This window comes from Halomonas sp. AOP25-F1-15, assembly GCF_052378675.1.
Taxonomy (GTDB): domain Bacteria; phylum Pseudomonadota; class Gammaproteobacteria; order Pseudomonadales; family Halomonadaceae; genus Vreelandella; species Vreelandella casei.
Genome location: NZ_JBQSXV010000001.1, coordinates 499291 through 513382, shown reverse-complemented (window position 1 = coordinate 513382; position 14092 = coordinate 499291). Strand labels below are relative to the sequence as shown.

The window sequence follows — 14092 nt, the reverse complement described above, 5'->3', positions numbered from 1 at the left end:
GATAAAAATCGATAAGATATCAGCAATACGTGATCTCAGGTCAACTGTCAGCAGGACATACCATGCAACATAGCATGCCACCGCTTAGCGCCCTGCGCGCCTTTGAAGCCACGGCCCGGCTGGGTAGTGTGACGGCCGCTGCTGAGGAACTAAGCGTTACCCACGGCGCAGTTAGTCGCCAGTTAAAAAGTTTAGATGAACATTTTGGCGTCTCGCTTTTCGTCAAAGCAGGCCGTGGCATTGTGCTTACTCAGCATGGCGAGCGGCTACAAAGCGGTGTTGGTGAAGCATTTTCTCGCCTTCGCGATAGTTGTGCAGCGCTCAAGAATGAAGTGGAACAACAGCCCTTCACACTCGCCTGCCCAGGCAGCTTGCTGGCGCGGTGGCTCATACCCCGCTTGGATCGGCTTCACGAAGCACTCCCTCAGTTGAAGCTTCAAGTGGTTGTGAGTGAAACCGAGCAGCCTGGCAAGCAGGCAAACGCCAGTGCCACGCTGGCATTTTCCACACCGCCTTGGCCCGCAGATATTGAGATTATCGAGCTCATGGCGGAACATATCTGCGCCGTGGCAAGCCCAGAGTTAGCAGCCCAGCTTGATGCAAAACGGCCCGAGACGCTCTTCTCAACCAAGCTGCTGTACACCGCCTCTCGCCCCCAAGCCTGGCCACAATGGGCCAACGCTCATGGGCTTGAGCTGGCGCAGCTTGAGCAGGCGCTAAGCAAAGGCCAAGGATTTGATCATCTGTACTACTTAATGGAAGCAGCAGTGGCCGGACTGGGTATCGCTATTGCGCCGCGGCTATTAGTGGAAGATGACTTGAGAAGTGGCAGGCTTGTGGCGCCCTGGGGAGGTATCGAAACTCCCGCCAGGCTCTGCCTATGGCTACCTGTGCCAACCAATGCTCACAACATCCACCATCGCCACAGCGAATCACTTGCGACATGGCTTAAGCGAGAGCTTGAGATGGTAACGCCATAATGATCAAGCACCTGGAGACAACGATGATTAAGGCAAAACGCCATACCAATGTTGCAGCTATTAACGATGCTCATACCCGAGCATGTTATATAGCCGATATTCAGCGTGTTTCCTCAGCCGCTAAAGTGGACCTTTCAGTAGGTCGAATCAACTCGCTTGAAGCAGCGGAGCACTGCTATGCAATGCGCAACCAGCTTATGGCTAAGTATAGAAACTTAACAAGCGTGACGGGATTGGCGACGGCTAAGCAAATTAAAAGCACACCGCCGAGCATTGCCGACCTTTTTGAGCAGTACGCACGGCGACTATTTAGCTGTTCATACCAGAACCTCTCAACCGAACAACAGCAAGGCGTACATTATGCGGTGATCGATGCCTCTGGACGCAGTAATTCAACGTTATAAGAGACACGTGATAGCGCTTAAAAATTGACGGCTGGCCGGCCTTCTACTCCACTGGCGTGACGCGTAACAACCGGCCTTCCGGACTGTCGGTCAGTAGATAAATTGCGCCTTCTGGGCCAACTCGCACATCTCTAATGCATTCTTCCCGTTCGCCAAAAAGACCTTCTATATCCTCCGCGTTTGAACCGTTATCAGATAGGCGCACCCGGCGCACTTCTTGATTAACAAGAGCACCGACTAACAGATCACCTTGCCACTCGGGAAACAGCTCGCCGGTGTAAAGCGCCATACCGGACGGGGCGATAGAGGGCGTCCACGCCAGCACCGGTGACAAGGTGACACGGTGCCTGGGTACGCCTTGAGCGGCGTCATCAGTACCGCTGCGGCGCCAGCGCTTAGTAACGCCTGGAACCTGCCACCTAACCAGCGTGAGAGCCGCACTGCTGCTGTTTGAGAAAATATAAAGCCTACGGAGAACAACAGCGCGTAGAGGGGTGCAAAGGTGAGTAAATCATTAACGGTGGTGTCAAGCATTGCAGGTATCTGTACTCCCATGCCCTGAAGCGCGGCAAGGTTGATCTGGGTTTGGACTACGCTGCCCAGTAATACACCTACCAGCAGTGCTATTAGAAAACTGATGCTCGTCGATAACCATCCTGGTGTTGTGATCATTACTGCGTCTCAGCGCTAGGTTTTAAATACGCGTAGCGACTATAAAGCCTAGCGGTTCTTTGTGCGTAAACGGACTTTAATCATTGAACCCAAAGAGCCTTTTATTCAACTTTCAACACAAGGCTCAGCACGGCCCTCTCTTGGCTTGATTCGCTGCACCCGTGTAAGGTTACTGAACAAACATTCAACTTAGGAGCTTCTATGCAACACCATCCATTAACTGCCTCGCTCCCCCTGGGCCTCTTAGCAGTCACGCTTGCCTCAGGTAGCGCCCTAGCCGATACCGCGCCACTGGAGCAGCAGCTAAAGGATCTTGAGACATTTCAAGTGATTGCTCACCGTGGCGCCAGCGGACATGCGCCGGAGAGCAGCATGGCGGCGCTGGAACTCGCCCACGAATGGGGTGCTGATTATTTAGAATTCGATGTCCAAATCACATCCGATGGCGAATTGGTGGCCTTTCACGATGACGATATCAGCCGCGCCAGCAACGGCGAAGGCGGTATTAACGAGCACACCCTGGCAGAACTTAAGGCATTGGACACCGGCTCATGGTTTAACGACGCCTATCCAGATCAAGCCGATGAAGCGTTTGAAGGCACTCAAATACTCACGCTTGATGAGGTGTTTGAACGCTTTGGCCACGATGCCCGCTACTACCTGGAAACCAAGTCGCCTCAGTTGAATCCGGGCTTAGAAGAAGCCTTGGTCGCCACGCTTGAAGAGCACGACATGATTGAAAGTGGTCGCGTGTTGATACAGTCTTTCGAGCAAGATAGCTTGCTGAAAGTACACGCATTAAACGAGAACGTGTCGCTCATTCAACTGGTGTGGTACTACCCCAGCGACGACGATAATACGCGCCTTGTGGAATGGACCGGCGTAACGCCGGGGCCACAAGAAATCACTGATGAAGATTTCCAGAATATCGCGGATTACGCAGCGGGTATTGGCACTAACTTCATTTACGAAGGTGAGCAAGTCATTGACGCTGACTTTATTCGTCAAGCCAATGAAAACGATCTACAGGTGCATGTTTATACCATCAATGAAACCGATGAGATGGAGCGCTTAATGGAAATGGGCGTGAACGGTCTGTTCACTAACTATCCTGATCGCCTGCTTGAGCTTGTGGACTAAGCGTTCCATTCGTTGTCATGACGCCCGGTATTGACCGGGCGTTTTTGTTACGCAGGTTTATGCTAAGCCAAGCTGCTCCAACACGTGCTCCACTCTTTTCCGATCGTCGCCTTGCAGCGTTTTAAGTGGCTGCGGCAAACAGGGCTGGCTCGCTTTGCCGGTTATCTCAGCAATGGTCGCCGCCACTCGCAAACTGCCTCCATAGTCGCGGTAAAGTGCCCATAGCAGTTCAAGAGCTTCCGAAAGCGTTTGAATAAGCTGCATGTCCCCTTTTTGAGCGGCACCTGTAATGGCCAGCGCCTGTTGGGGAAACAACCCGCCAAAAACGGAGTACCAGGCATCACAGCCTGCCCGTAATCCTACTCCTGCCACCGCATCACCGCTGATGCCTATGGTGACACCGTCAGGAATCAACTTACGCAGCCGCTCGACGCGGGCGCGAGCTACTTCTACCTCATCCGCAACGGGCGGAATTTTTATTGAATGTACCTGCGATAGCTGAGCAATACGGCCATGCAGTTCATCGCTAAATTCAAAATGGGTAGTGCCAGGGTTGTCATAAACGCAAAGCGGCACACTCAGCGAACGACAAACCGTTTCATAAAGATCAAACACCTCATTATCGGTAAGCTTTTGGTAGGAAACAGGGGCTAGCAGCACCCCACTGGCACCTGCTTTCTGGGCGTTTTCTGCATTGGCCAACACATCGCGGGTACGTAGTGCACCAATACCCACCACAACAGGCACACTGGCTGCGCTTTCCACGCTAAGCTGGGCCACACGCGCTCGCTCTTCTTGGCTTAAATAAGCGTAGCTGCCGGTCGATCCCAGCACGCCAATGGAGTCCACCCCAGCGTTGGCTAAGTGCTCCACTAAACATATTAGCTCACGCTCTTTGATACCCTTTTCATTCATAGGGGTTAGCGGAAACGCACTTAGGCCGGTGAACATGGTGGATCGTCCTATTTAGAGGGGCTTTATCGCAGTGTCACATAGACAGTTAACCGCGAACTAAAAGCATTTTAGGTAGATACTGCCGCAGGCAAAATGCAATAGCGGGTCAGAGCAGTGCCTACAAGTGTAATTCTAAAAATTTCAATCGGTTATGTGCGTGAATGAGCTTTGGCTATCCGTTGAGTCAACCCCACAGCCTCCACCATGTATGATCGTCTATCATTGACATAACTTCCTGTTATTTTTCTTGAATTGATGTAGTGTTTGCGTATATTCCGTAACAACGACACAGCGGTATTTTTCTGAGGCTTATCATTTCGTTATACCCTAAGCGCGCGACATAAAAAACGATATTTCAAAAAAGCTAAAAAGGGAGATCGCCATACAACCATACTCATATAAAGTGCAGTCAGAACCTGTATGGTGCATGATCCTGGCGTTTCTCAAGCCGCCAGTATACCAATGCCATCATCTTTCTTGACACGCTTCATAGCGCGGGTAGCGTTATTAACGGTGATTACCACCGTTGTAATGGCGTGCATCACGTTTATGAGCACTACTGCCATGGCGCGGGAAGCGCCTATTTTTCTGGTTGCACACCCAGATGTTGCTACTCGCGGACTCAATACTGATGCCACCCGCGCCATTTTCGCCATGCGTCAACGTACATGGCCAAGCGGACAAGCTGTGCGAGTCTTTGTGTTGAATAATAACGACCCTGTGCATGCCCGCTTTGCTAAAGAACATTTGGCCGTTTACCCACATCAGCTACAGCTGGCCTGGGACCGAATGGTATTTTCAGGCACCGGACAGGCTCCTAACTCTGTACGCGATCAGGAGGAGATGCGCCAGCGCATTGCAACAACGCCCGGCGCCATTGGCTATCTTGAAAGGGAGTATCTGGATGATAGTGTCCAAGTCATTTCGATGGAATGAGTACCGCACAACCGCGGCACTAGTCGCTGTACTGGCCTTGGTATTTCCCTCTCCAAGCCAGAGCAACGAGGACATTCTGGATACTTTCCAGGTGCATGGTTTTCTTAGCCAAGCGCTGATCGTGACTGACGATAACAACTTCTTTGGCCCTAGTAGCCATAATGAAGGCAGCCTGGAATTTACTGAAGTAGGCCTGAATGCATCATTACGCCCGCATCAAAATGTGCTGATGGCTGCCCAGGTACTCAGCCGACGAGCAGGTGGCGATAGTGGCGATGCAAGCCCCGTGCTCGATTACGGTCTCATTGATTACCAGCTAATCTCCGACCAAAAACACACGCTGGGTGTTCAGGTAGGACGCTTTAAAAACCCGTTAGGATTTTATAATCAGACACGCGACGTAGCCTTTACTCGCCCAAGTATATTATTGCCCCAATCCATTTATTTTGATCGTACGCGGTCGTTAGCGCTTTCCGGTGATGGCATAAGCCTTTATCACGAGGCACGATTATCTGCTGGCGTGATACGTACTCAAGTAGGGATTGGCCAGGCTCAAGCGGGTGACGATTTACAAAGCGCCCTGCGACTAGAAAATGTGCCAGGTAGTTTGGACGCTAAACAGTCTGCTATTGGGCAGATTCGTTATGAGCATGACGGCGGCCGTATTGTTGCAGCGTTGAGTGCTGCACAGGCAAAAGCGCGCTTTGACTCAGGTACGCCGCTGCAGTCTGATGTCGCATTCCGCTTCCGCCCCGCTATCTTGTCCTTGCAATACAACGAAGAGCTTTGGAGTTTGACCGGCGAGTTCGCGCTTAGACCAACCAAACTTGGCGGGGTAGAAAACCCCTGGGTTAATGATGTCATTGGAGAAAGCTGGTATATCCAATACACGCGTCGGTTTGCCAGTAACTGGCAATGGTTAGCTCGGTATGACAGCTTGACCAATAATCGCGATGATCGTAGAGGGCGGTCGTTTGAAGAAAGCACCGGTGGTGCCATTCCAGCCCACACCCAATTTGCAGATGACCTGACGTTTGGCCTTCAGTGGACCCCGCATCCAAGAATAATGCTGGCAGGCGAGTACCACCATGTCGATGGCACTGGCTGGCTACCTATCCGAGATAACCCTGACTCATCACAGACTAGCCGTCGTTGGAATATGCTCTTATTCCAACTATCGCTTCGTTTCTGACGTCATGCTCACTAGGTTAGGAAGCTGAATGTGATCAAAACCACTGTTCCTATTCACAAATCTCATCGATTCAGTCTAACTTGGCGTGTCATTACGCTAAGCAGCTTACTGCTTCTGGCACTAGTGACGTTGTTTACCGTCCTAGGCCACGACAATTTAACTCGCCAGTTTAAGGAGAGCCGAGACCAACACCATGAACGCCAACAGCGTGAAATTCGTTTAGCCCTACAGCACTCATCAGAAAATCTTCGCCAATTAGCAGGGTTAACAGCGGCCTCTTCAAGCCTGGGGCCTCCACTGCAAGCGGGGGATTCAGAAACGGTCGGGCAAGCATTAAATTCGCAATGGCCCGCGCTACAACTTGAAGCGGGCATTGATGAAGTTCTGGTGATGGACACCCACGGTCAAGTTCTAGGCAGTTGGGGAATGGGGGCAAGCGAAAGCCAGTTGCCCATATTGAGTTGGGTCAGGCGAGTGATCAATACCGAGATACCGCTCACCACATTGCGGTGCTCAACCAGTTGTCAGCAGTTTGCTGCGGTGCCTGTATTAGTCGAGGGTGAAAGCGTCGGCATGCTCGTATTAACCCGATCATTAGCCGATGTGACCAGGGAGGCCAACGAGGTTTCAGGTAGTGAAGTGGCACTGGTCGTCACAGGGGCGGATGATCAGCGCGATATTGCAGATGAACGCTATTTAGAACGCTGGAATGGTCGTATCACAGCGCTAACGCGTCAAGAATATAGCTTGGCACTCTTACAACAGGCCGCACAGACTTTGTCGTTACCTAGCCTTTTAGAAGCGCCGGCCATTTTTGAAAGTGATGGGAGAAGTTTAGAATTAAGTGCCGTCAATATGGAAGAAGATGCCGATATTATTAATAACAGCTACTTCTTATTGATATCCGATATCACTGAACAAATTGATACGATTAATCAGGACACGCGCACCCTGCTGTTCGTTGGCGTCCTTGGTTGGATTTTAGCGGAGTTACTGCTGTTATTCATACTCCTTGGCCCCATGGCTCGGCTACGTCGAGTGGCAGGGCTTCTGCCGACACTGGCACGAGGCAAGTTCAGCGATATACGTTCCGCCATTCCCGAAAGACAGCGGCGTCTTCCTGACGAAATTGACGTGCTAGAAAGCACAACACTGGCACTTTCCCATCAACTCGAAACATTAGAGACGCAAGTTCAGGAGCGTGGCGAACAACTAGCGGAGCGTATTGAAGAACTAGCAAAGGAACGTGACTTCGTTAACAGCCTGTTGAATACGGCTCAGGTGTTTATCGTGGCTCAGGACATCACAGGACGTATCAGTTTGGTCAATGAATACTCTCAGTTGATGCTAGGACTCGATGAACGGTCCTTACTCGGACGCAATTTTAGTGACATCTTTGAAGCTGGCAGTTCAACAGCCCATACGCCAAACGTTTCTCAGCAAGAAGAAAAAACGCTGCTAATGCCAGACCAGAGCCTGCATACCATCGTGTGGTATCACGCTCCATTGCAGGCTGGCAGCAACGAGCAACCGTCAAGAATATCGGTGGGGCTTGATATAACGAAGCGCAAGGCTGCCGAGGCGCGTTTAACTTGGCTGGCCGAACGAGATCCTCTCACCGAGCTGTATAATCGTCGTTATTTCCAAAATTCGCTGCAAGCTGCCATGGAACGCACTATGCACGCTAACGGTGCTGTGCTGCTGTTGGACTTAGATCAATTTAAAGAAATTAACGAGCTTAGTGGGCACCATGTGGGCGACCAGCTGCTACGCGAAGTGGCCAAGACTCTCTTTCATAACCTTGGTCGACATGGCGTTGTTGCCCGCTTAGGTGGTGATGAGTTTGCTCTGCTGCTAGAAGATACCAACGCAGAACAAAGCGTCAAGATCGCGCAATATATCGTGCAACTGCTTGAAGATCTCGGTTTCACCGCAGGAGAACGGCGTCATCGTGTTACCGCCAGTATCGGCATTGCCCTCTTCCCAACGCATGGCCATACGCCCGCGGACATGATGGCCAGTGCAGATGTCGCGATGTACAAAGCCAAGGAAAATGGCCTTCAGCATTGGCACTTACTTTCCCAAGCGGAGAATGCCAAAGACGAGCTCAAGGAGCGGGTTTACTGGGTTGAGCGCATACGCAACGCGCTTGAAGAAAACAGCTTCGAGCTGATGGTACAGCCGATTATGCGCTTAGAAGATAGCGACGTGAAACACCATGAGGTGTTGCTACGTATGCGTGATATCGACGGCAGTCTAATTTCACCAGCACATTTTATTCCCGTTGCCGAACAAAGCGGTCAAATCGTTCTCATCGACCGCTGGGTATTACGTCAAAGTTTGAAGGCACTTAGTCAACTGCAGAAACGAGGCATTACCTTGGCGGTTAACCTTTCAGGCCAGTCACTACACGACGAGGAACTAAAGCAGTATCTTTCAGACGAGCTGGCGGCTAGCGGCGCAGACCCTCATCATCTTATTTTGGAAGTAACTGAAACAGTGGCTGTGACCGATTTCTCGACGGCACGTGGCGTTTTACAATCCGTACGTGAGCTGGGGTGTCGCATCGCGCTAGATGACTTTGGCATCGGCTTCAGCAGCCTCCATTATTTAGGGCAGTTGCCCATTGATTACATCAAGATTGATGGCTCTTTTATTCACAGCTTGCTGACCAACCCCGATAGCCGCGTGATTGTGCGTGCTATTGCTGACATAGCCAAAGGTTTTGGAAAGCAAACTATCGCTGAATTCGTCGATCAAGAAGCTTTGTTACCGTTATTAAAATCCTATGGCATCACTTATGGTCAGGGATTCTATCTTGGTCAGCCAGTCGCCATTGGCAATGCTTTCTCTGACTTGCCACCATCAGATAAATATTTAAATTAGACCAGCGCTTTTCTTAATTTATATTAATAACTCTATTAGCCAAGGAAAATCATTGATGGAAAAAAATCAACAAAAGGAGAATAGCAGCACTACCGCTTATGATTTTTTCGCTTCTTTTAAAAATGATTTTAATTTCAAAATAGCCATTACGGACATTGAAAAGCGCCGAATATACAAACTTCGTCATGACGTTTATTGTCAGGAAATTGGCTATCAAGCACCTGAATCATCGAGTAACAACCTTGAGCTCGACATTCACGACACTCATTCAATTCACTGTTTGATAGAGCATCGTCGTTCAGGGCTAGCGGCTGGCTGTCTTCGTCTAGTGCTCCCCGCCCCCTGTACTGACGACAATATAAAACGGCTCCCTCTACAAGATTTTGGCGAGCAACACTTACCCCATAAAACGTTACATCCAGCAAAGCTGCCTTATAACAGTATTTGTGAAATATCGCGTTTTGCTATTGCCAGGGCGTTTCGCCATAAAGCCATTAAATATGAGACGCTGGACCTCAATGATATCGACTATCAATTTACTAATGCAGAAAGAAAAACATTTCGCTTAATCGTCATTGCGTTATTTCTTTCAACATACTCGCTTGTAGGTCTAATGAACAAGCGACATGTCTTTGCCATGATGGAGCCACGACTTCCACGGCTCCTTTCTATGTCTGGCTTTAAGTTTACGAAAGTGGGAGAAACTATCGAAATGCATGGTAAGCGCAATGCTTTCTACATCGATCACGCTAAAGCTGAAGAAACAATGCACAAAGATCTAATGCCATTTTATTCGTACATTAGGCAAGCCTTAGATCCACAGCTTAAGGAGCTGCTGGCTGTAAGGCTCAGCAGTTTCAATCAAGCTAGCTAATGCTGCTAAAAATACGCTTATAGCCCCTGCGCACCTCGACGCAGCCACTCATGGACGAAAGCAAGCTTATGTCGGGCGGCTTCTGAAAGCACAAAGGGATAAAGATCGGGCAAACCCATAGAGCGATTTATATGATTAACGCCGACAGTGAGCCCCGCTGCCACGTAAATCAAACGCTCAGCATTCGGCTCTGCATATGGCTCCCACTGATGGCTAGGGAGCTCCGGGGAAGAAAGATTGGATGCAGCAAAGCTATCGGCTATATCGGTTAAATGCAGAAGATGTGCAGCCGTTTCAGCCCAGTCTTCATGAGGGTGCGCAGAAGCATAGGTGGTCAGGAAGCTCTCCTTCCAGTTCGAGGGAGGGCCTTCCTTGTAGTGGCGCTGAAGCGCAGCCGTATAGTCTTGGCGCTCGTCACCGAAGGTTTTGCGGAAGGCATCAAGAAAATCTTCTCGCAGACTAAGCCGCCACCAGAGCATGTGCGATATTTCATGGCGCATGTGGCCGATCATGGTTCGATACGGCTCGTCTAATGCCTCACGACGCGTTGTGACCAATACAGGGTCTACCTCTGCCACGCTGATGGTCACCACCCCTTCTATGTGCCCCATGGGCACCGGTGTCTTCCCTTCGGCTAACAAATGAAAAACCGGCGGTGCGCCTGCGTCTTCAGGGCGAAACCAGTGCCAGCGACCTAGGTTATCCAGCACCCAGCGTTTTGCTGCTTCCGTTTTCGCCCAGTTAGCCATCGCATCGGGAAGCTTGGGGTCTGGTGCTAGCGCCGTCATCGCACAAGAGCGGCAAAAAGCACCTTTTTTAGGTGCAATCCAATTACAGCCGATGATCTCCCGATTGATACAGAAAGGCGGCATGGGTACAAAGGCCCTTGCCTGGGGATCATAAGCAACAGGAGTACCATCAGCAGTCGCGAGGTTGTCGAACCAAAGAGAGCCTGCACCGACGGGATTGGAAAATACACGCATACGGTAGAGCTCCTAAAAACGAGAAAAGAGAGCGTCCAATAAGCAGTTGATCGCTCTCTTTTCCGAACAGCCTATCCAGCAGGATGCTGCACCTCACATACCCTTACGGCTTACTTCATCTCAAAGCCGCGCTTGATCAAGAAATCACGCATATGAGGACGCAGCTTGTTATCGAACAGTGGCTTAAGATTATGCGACCAGTCAGTGTCTTTATTACTGCTGCTACGCGCTTGATAGTAAGCCTGCATAGTCGCGTCAAAAGCTTGAACCTGCTCGCTGTCTTCAGTGTAGTAGTCTTCCTTCAGAATGGCCTCCACCGCTAAACGAGGCTTAACTTCAGGGGCGTGATCAGGATAGCCAAGGCACATTCCGAACACGGGATAAACGTGCTCAGGCAGTCGCAGCAGATCACTAATCGCCTGGGGATTATTGCGGATGCCGCCAATATAGCAAATGCCCAGCCCTTCAGACTCAGCCGCCACTGCTACGTTTTGCGCCATTAGCGCCGTATCTACCGTCGCTACCAACAGTTGCTCGGTCATGCCGCGAATGACGTTGGCACCCGTGAGCTCAGATGCCTCAGTGGGCCGCTTCATATCGGCACAAAACACAAGAAAGTCTGCGCAGGTAGTAATATAACTTTGCCCACCGGCCAACTCCGCAATCTGTTCGCGGTTCGCCGCATTTTTCACATGAATAACGGTATAGGCTTGAACATGGCTGGAGGTTGCTGCGCCCTGCCCCGCTTGAATCAGCTCTAACAGTAGCTCTCGCGGAATCGGTTGATCGCTAAATTTACGGACCGAGCGATGGGATTTTAACAGTTCAATAACGTCGTTCATGGAACCTCGCTTCTCTGAATAGCACTTTTCTGATTAACACTTACCGATATAACGACTGGATATGGGTCAACAGTATCTCACAGCCTGGCAGGACTAGCGTATGCTGCATACTGACTGACACTTGATGAAATAATCACGAGGCTTAGAAAGCAGACATGACTCATACACCTCAAAATGCGCCTGGCCAAAAGTGGAATGCCAGTGGCTATGCCGAGAATGCTGACTTTGTACCCAAGCTAGGCGGCGACGTACTTAAGCTTTTGTCGCCTCAAGCCGGTGAAAGCATTTTGGACCTTGGCTGCGGTGACGGTGCCTTAACCGAACGCCTTGTGCAGCTTGGCGCCAATGTACTAGGCGTCGATGCGTCAGAAGACATGGTAAACGCAACACGTCAGCGTGGCATTTCCGCGCAAATCGTTGACGCCCACCAGCTGGATTTTGACCATGAGTTTGACGCAGTGTTCAGCAATGCGGCTCTGCACTGGATGCTTGATCCGCAGCCGGTTTTAGTGGGCGTTAAACGGGCATTAAAACCCGGCGGTCGATTGGTAGCCGAATTTGGCGGCCACGGTAATGTAGCGGCGATCTGCACGGCACTGATCGCTGCGCTGCACCTGCGTGGCATTAGCATAGAAGGCCGTCATCCATGGTATTTCCCTACCCCCACCGAGTATACGAAGCAGTTAGAACGTGCCGGCTTTGAGGTTGAGAGTATCGCTCTGATTCCTCGCCCAACGCCGCTACCGACCGGCATGGCAGGATGGTTAAAAACATTTGCCAGCCCGTTTATGCATGGTTTGGATGAGAGCGTACGCGAAGCCGTACTAGAGGATACCTTGATGCTTCTTGAGCACAGCCTGCGTGATGAGCAAGGAAACTGGACAGCCGACTATGTTCGTCTGCGCGTTTCAGCCCGCGCGTAAAGTAGCCCAACAACTGTCCTTATCGAAGCGATGCACATACCGGGCAAGCAGGGTCTCTTGGAACCTGAAAATGGCGCCATTGGCCGCTCAAACCATCAAACGTGGATAGCCCTTGATGGGCTGTGCCGGCGCCGCTGAGTAGTTTGAAAGCTTCCACCGCTTGAAAGCAGCCAATTAAGCCGACAAGAGGCGCCATGACGCCGCTTTCTGAGCAACTGAGCGCTTCGTCGCCGCTATCATCCGGCGGATAAAGGCAGGCGTAGCAGGGGCAATCAGCTCGGCGGGGGTCAAATACCGCCAGTTGCCCAGAAAATCGTATGGCGGCGCCAGAAACCAACGGCACACCGGTCATTTGTGATGCTGCATTGATTGCATAGCGGCTTGAGAAACGATCGGTGCAGTCCAGCACGACATCCACAGACGCGACTAAGCGTTCAAGTGCGCCACCTGCTATATGCTGATCTAACGCGATAACGCGACAGTGCGGATTAAGCGCCTGCATGCTGGCTTGAGCTGAGCGCGCTTTATTGCCACCGATGCTAGCCTGCTGGTGAGCGATTTGGCGTTGAAGATTGGAAAGCTCAACGTGATCAGCATCGGCAATGGTGATGCTCCCCACGCCCGCAGCCGCCAAATAGAGCGCAACCGGTGAGCCAAGGCCGCCTGCGCCAACAATCAGCGCGTGGGCCGACTGCAGGCGTTCTTGGCCCTCTATATCAACCTCGGGCAGCATGATCTGGCGGCTATAGCGCAGCAGCGCCTGGTCATCCATCATGGGCTTACTTATCCTCAAATTCCTCATAGGCGGGAACGTGTAAATTAAAGCTTTCTTTTACCTCTTCCATCACCACGTAGCTTTTGGATTCTTTTACACCCGGTAGCGTTAACACGACATCTCCCAATAGCTGCCGATAGGCGGCCATTTCGGGGATACGGCACTTTAAGATGTAGTCGAACTGGCCTGAGACAAGATGACACTCTTGGATCTGGGGGAGTTTTTCGACCGCGCGACGAAACTCATCAAAAACGGCAGGCGACTGTGTCTCTAAGCTGATCTCAACAAAGACTAATAAATTGGCCTTTAAGGCTCGTGGATCAAGAATCGCTTGGTAGCCACGAATAATGCCGGCCTTCTCCAGTCGCTTAACGCGTTCAAGACAAGGCGTTGTGGACAACCCAACCTCTGAGGCTAAATCAACGTAGGAAATGCGCGCATTCTCTTGCAGGGAGCGCAAAATTTTAAGATCGATACGGTCCAGCGTTCTATTTTTAGGTTTCATGCCAGAATCCATTGCTAATAATCAGG

General features: G+C 51.0%; 14 protein-coding genes. 8 read left to right on the top strand and 6 right to left on the bottom strand.

What is annotated here, in order from left to right; genetic code table 11:
- Window positions 1-62: 62 nt before the first annotated feature.
- Both ACT3TF_RS02280 and ACT3TF_RS02275 read left to right on the top strand, forming a co-directional pair.
- Window positions 63-980 (top strand): LysR family transcriptional regulator, encoded by a 918-nt coding sequence (locus tag ACT3TF_RS02280; protein ID WP_444671489.1) that lies wholly within the window; start codon window positions 63-65, stop codon window positions 978-980.
- A gap of 23 nt (window positions 981-1003) precedes the next feature.
- Window positions 1004-1384: a hypothetical protein gene (locus ACT3TF_RS02275; protein WP_444625276.1), complete on the top strand. Its 381-nt coding sequence runs from the start codon at window positions 1004-1006 to the stop codon at window positions 1382-1384.
- A gap of 43 nt (window positions 1385-1427) precedes the next feature.
- Here the strand turns inward: ACT3TF_RS02275 and ACT3TF_RS02270 are convergent, their stop codons facing one another.
- Entirely contained in the window at window positions 1428-1709 is a 282-nt protein-coding gene (locus tag ACT3TF_RS02270; RefSeq protein WP_444671569.1) for a PQQ-dependent sugar dehydrogenase, read from the bottom strand.
- 548 nt (window positions 1710-2257) lie between these two features.
- On the opposite strand from ACT3TF_RS02270, the gene ACT3TF_RS02265 reads away from it, so the two are divergent.
- Entirely contained in the window at window positions 2258-3196 is a 939-nt protein-coding gene (locus ACT3TF_RS02265; RefSeq protein WP_444671488.1) for a glycerophosphodiester phosphodiesterase family protein, read from the top strand.
- A gap of 57 nt (window positions 3197-3253) precedes the next feature.
- On the opposite strand, the gene ACT3TF_RS02260 is transcribed toward ACT3TF_RS02265, so the two are convergent.
- The gene (locus ACT3TF_RS02260; RefSeq protein WP_441685195.1) at window positions 3254-4147 is read right to left on the bottom strand and encodes a dihydrodipicolinate synthase family protein; all 894 of its coding nucleotides are present in this window, start codon (window positions 4145-4147) and stop codon (window positions 3254-3256) included.
- A 552-nt stretch (window positions 4148-4699) separates the two neighbouring features.
- Between ACT3TF_RS02260 and ACT3TF_RS02255 the strand changes: the two genes are divergently transcribed.
- Genes ACT3TF_RS02255 through ACT3TF_RS02240 form a run of 4 tightly spaced genes read left to right on the top strand, consistent with a single transcriptional unit; the run spans window position 4700 to window position 10038 of the window.
- Window positions 4700-5086, top strand: a complete 387-nt coding sequence (locus ACT3TF_RS02255; protein WP_441685193.1) for a hypothetical protein — start codon at window positions 4700-4702, stop codon at window positions 5084-5086.
- Window positions 5055-6278, top strand: a complete 1224-nt coding sequence (locus ACT3TF_RS02250; RefSeq protein WP_444671487.1) for a hypothetical protein — start codon at window positions 5055-5057, stop codon at window positions 6276-6278. The genes ACT3TF_RS02255 and ACT3TF_RS02250 overlap by 32 nt, the downstream gene beginning before the upstream one ends.
- Before the next feature lie 30 nt (window positions 6279-6308).
- Entirely contained in the window at window positions 6309-9164 is a 2856-nt protein-coding gene (locus ACT3TF_RS02245) for an EAL domain-containing protein (RefSeq protein WP_444671486.1), read from the top strand.
- Between the two features lie 55 nt (window positions 9165-9219).
- Window positions 9220-10038, top strand: a complete 819-nt coding sequence (locus tag ACT3TF_RS02240; RefSeq protein ID WP_441685187.1) for a PEP-CTERM/exosortase system-associated acyltransferase — start codon at window positions 9220-9222, stop codon at window positions 10036-10038.
- A 17-nt stretch (window positions 10039-10055) separates the two neighbouring features.
- On the opposite strand, the gene ACT3TF_RS02235 is transcribed toward ACT3TF_RS02240, so the two are convergent.
- A complete protein-coding gene (locus tag ACT3TF_RS02235; RefSeq protein ID WP_096278847.1) occupies window positions 10056-11021 on the bottom strand; it encodes a zinc-binding metallopeptidase family protein in 966 nt (321 codons plus the stop codon).
- A gap of 110 nt (window positions 11022-11131) precedes the next feature.
- Window positions 11132-11863, bottom strand: coding sequence for an oxygen-insensitive NADPH nitroreductase (nfsA, locus tag ACT3TF_RS02230; RefSeq protein ID WP_096278845.1), 732 nt, complete (start codon window positions 11861-11863; stop codon window positions 11132-11134).
- Between the two features lie 155 nt (window positions 11864-12018).
- On the opposite strand from nfsA, the gene ACT3TF_RS02225 reads away from it, so the two are divergent.
- The gene (locus ACT3TF_RS02225; RefSeq protein ID WP_441685185.1) at window positions 12019-12786 is read left to right on the top strand and encodes a class I SAM-dependent methyltransferase; all 768 of its coding nucleotides are present in this window, start codon (window positions 12019-12021) and stop codon (window positions 12784-12786) included.
- Window positions 12787-12805: 19 nt separating this feature from the next.
- Here ACT3TF_RS02225 and ACT3TF_RS02220 read toward each other — a convergent pair whose 3' ends face one another.
- Window positions 12806-13561 carry a HesA/MoeB/ThiF family protein gene (locus tag ACT3TF_RS02220; protein WP_096278841.1) on the bottom strand — a complete coding sequence of 252 codons (756 nt, stop codon included), beginning with the start codon at window positions 13559-13561 and terminating at the stop codon, window positions 12806-12808.
- Window positions 13562-13565: 4 nt separating this feature from the next.
- Complete coding sequence (locus ACT3TF_RS02215) at window positions 13566-14066, bottom strand: Lrp/AsnC ligand binding domain-containing protein (RefSeq protein WP_096278839.1); 501 nt, start codon at window positions 14064-14066, stop codon at window positions 13566-13568.
- Window positions 14067-14092 lie beyond the last annotated feature (26 nt).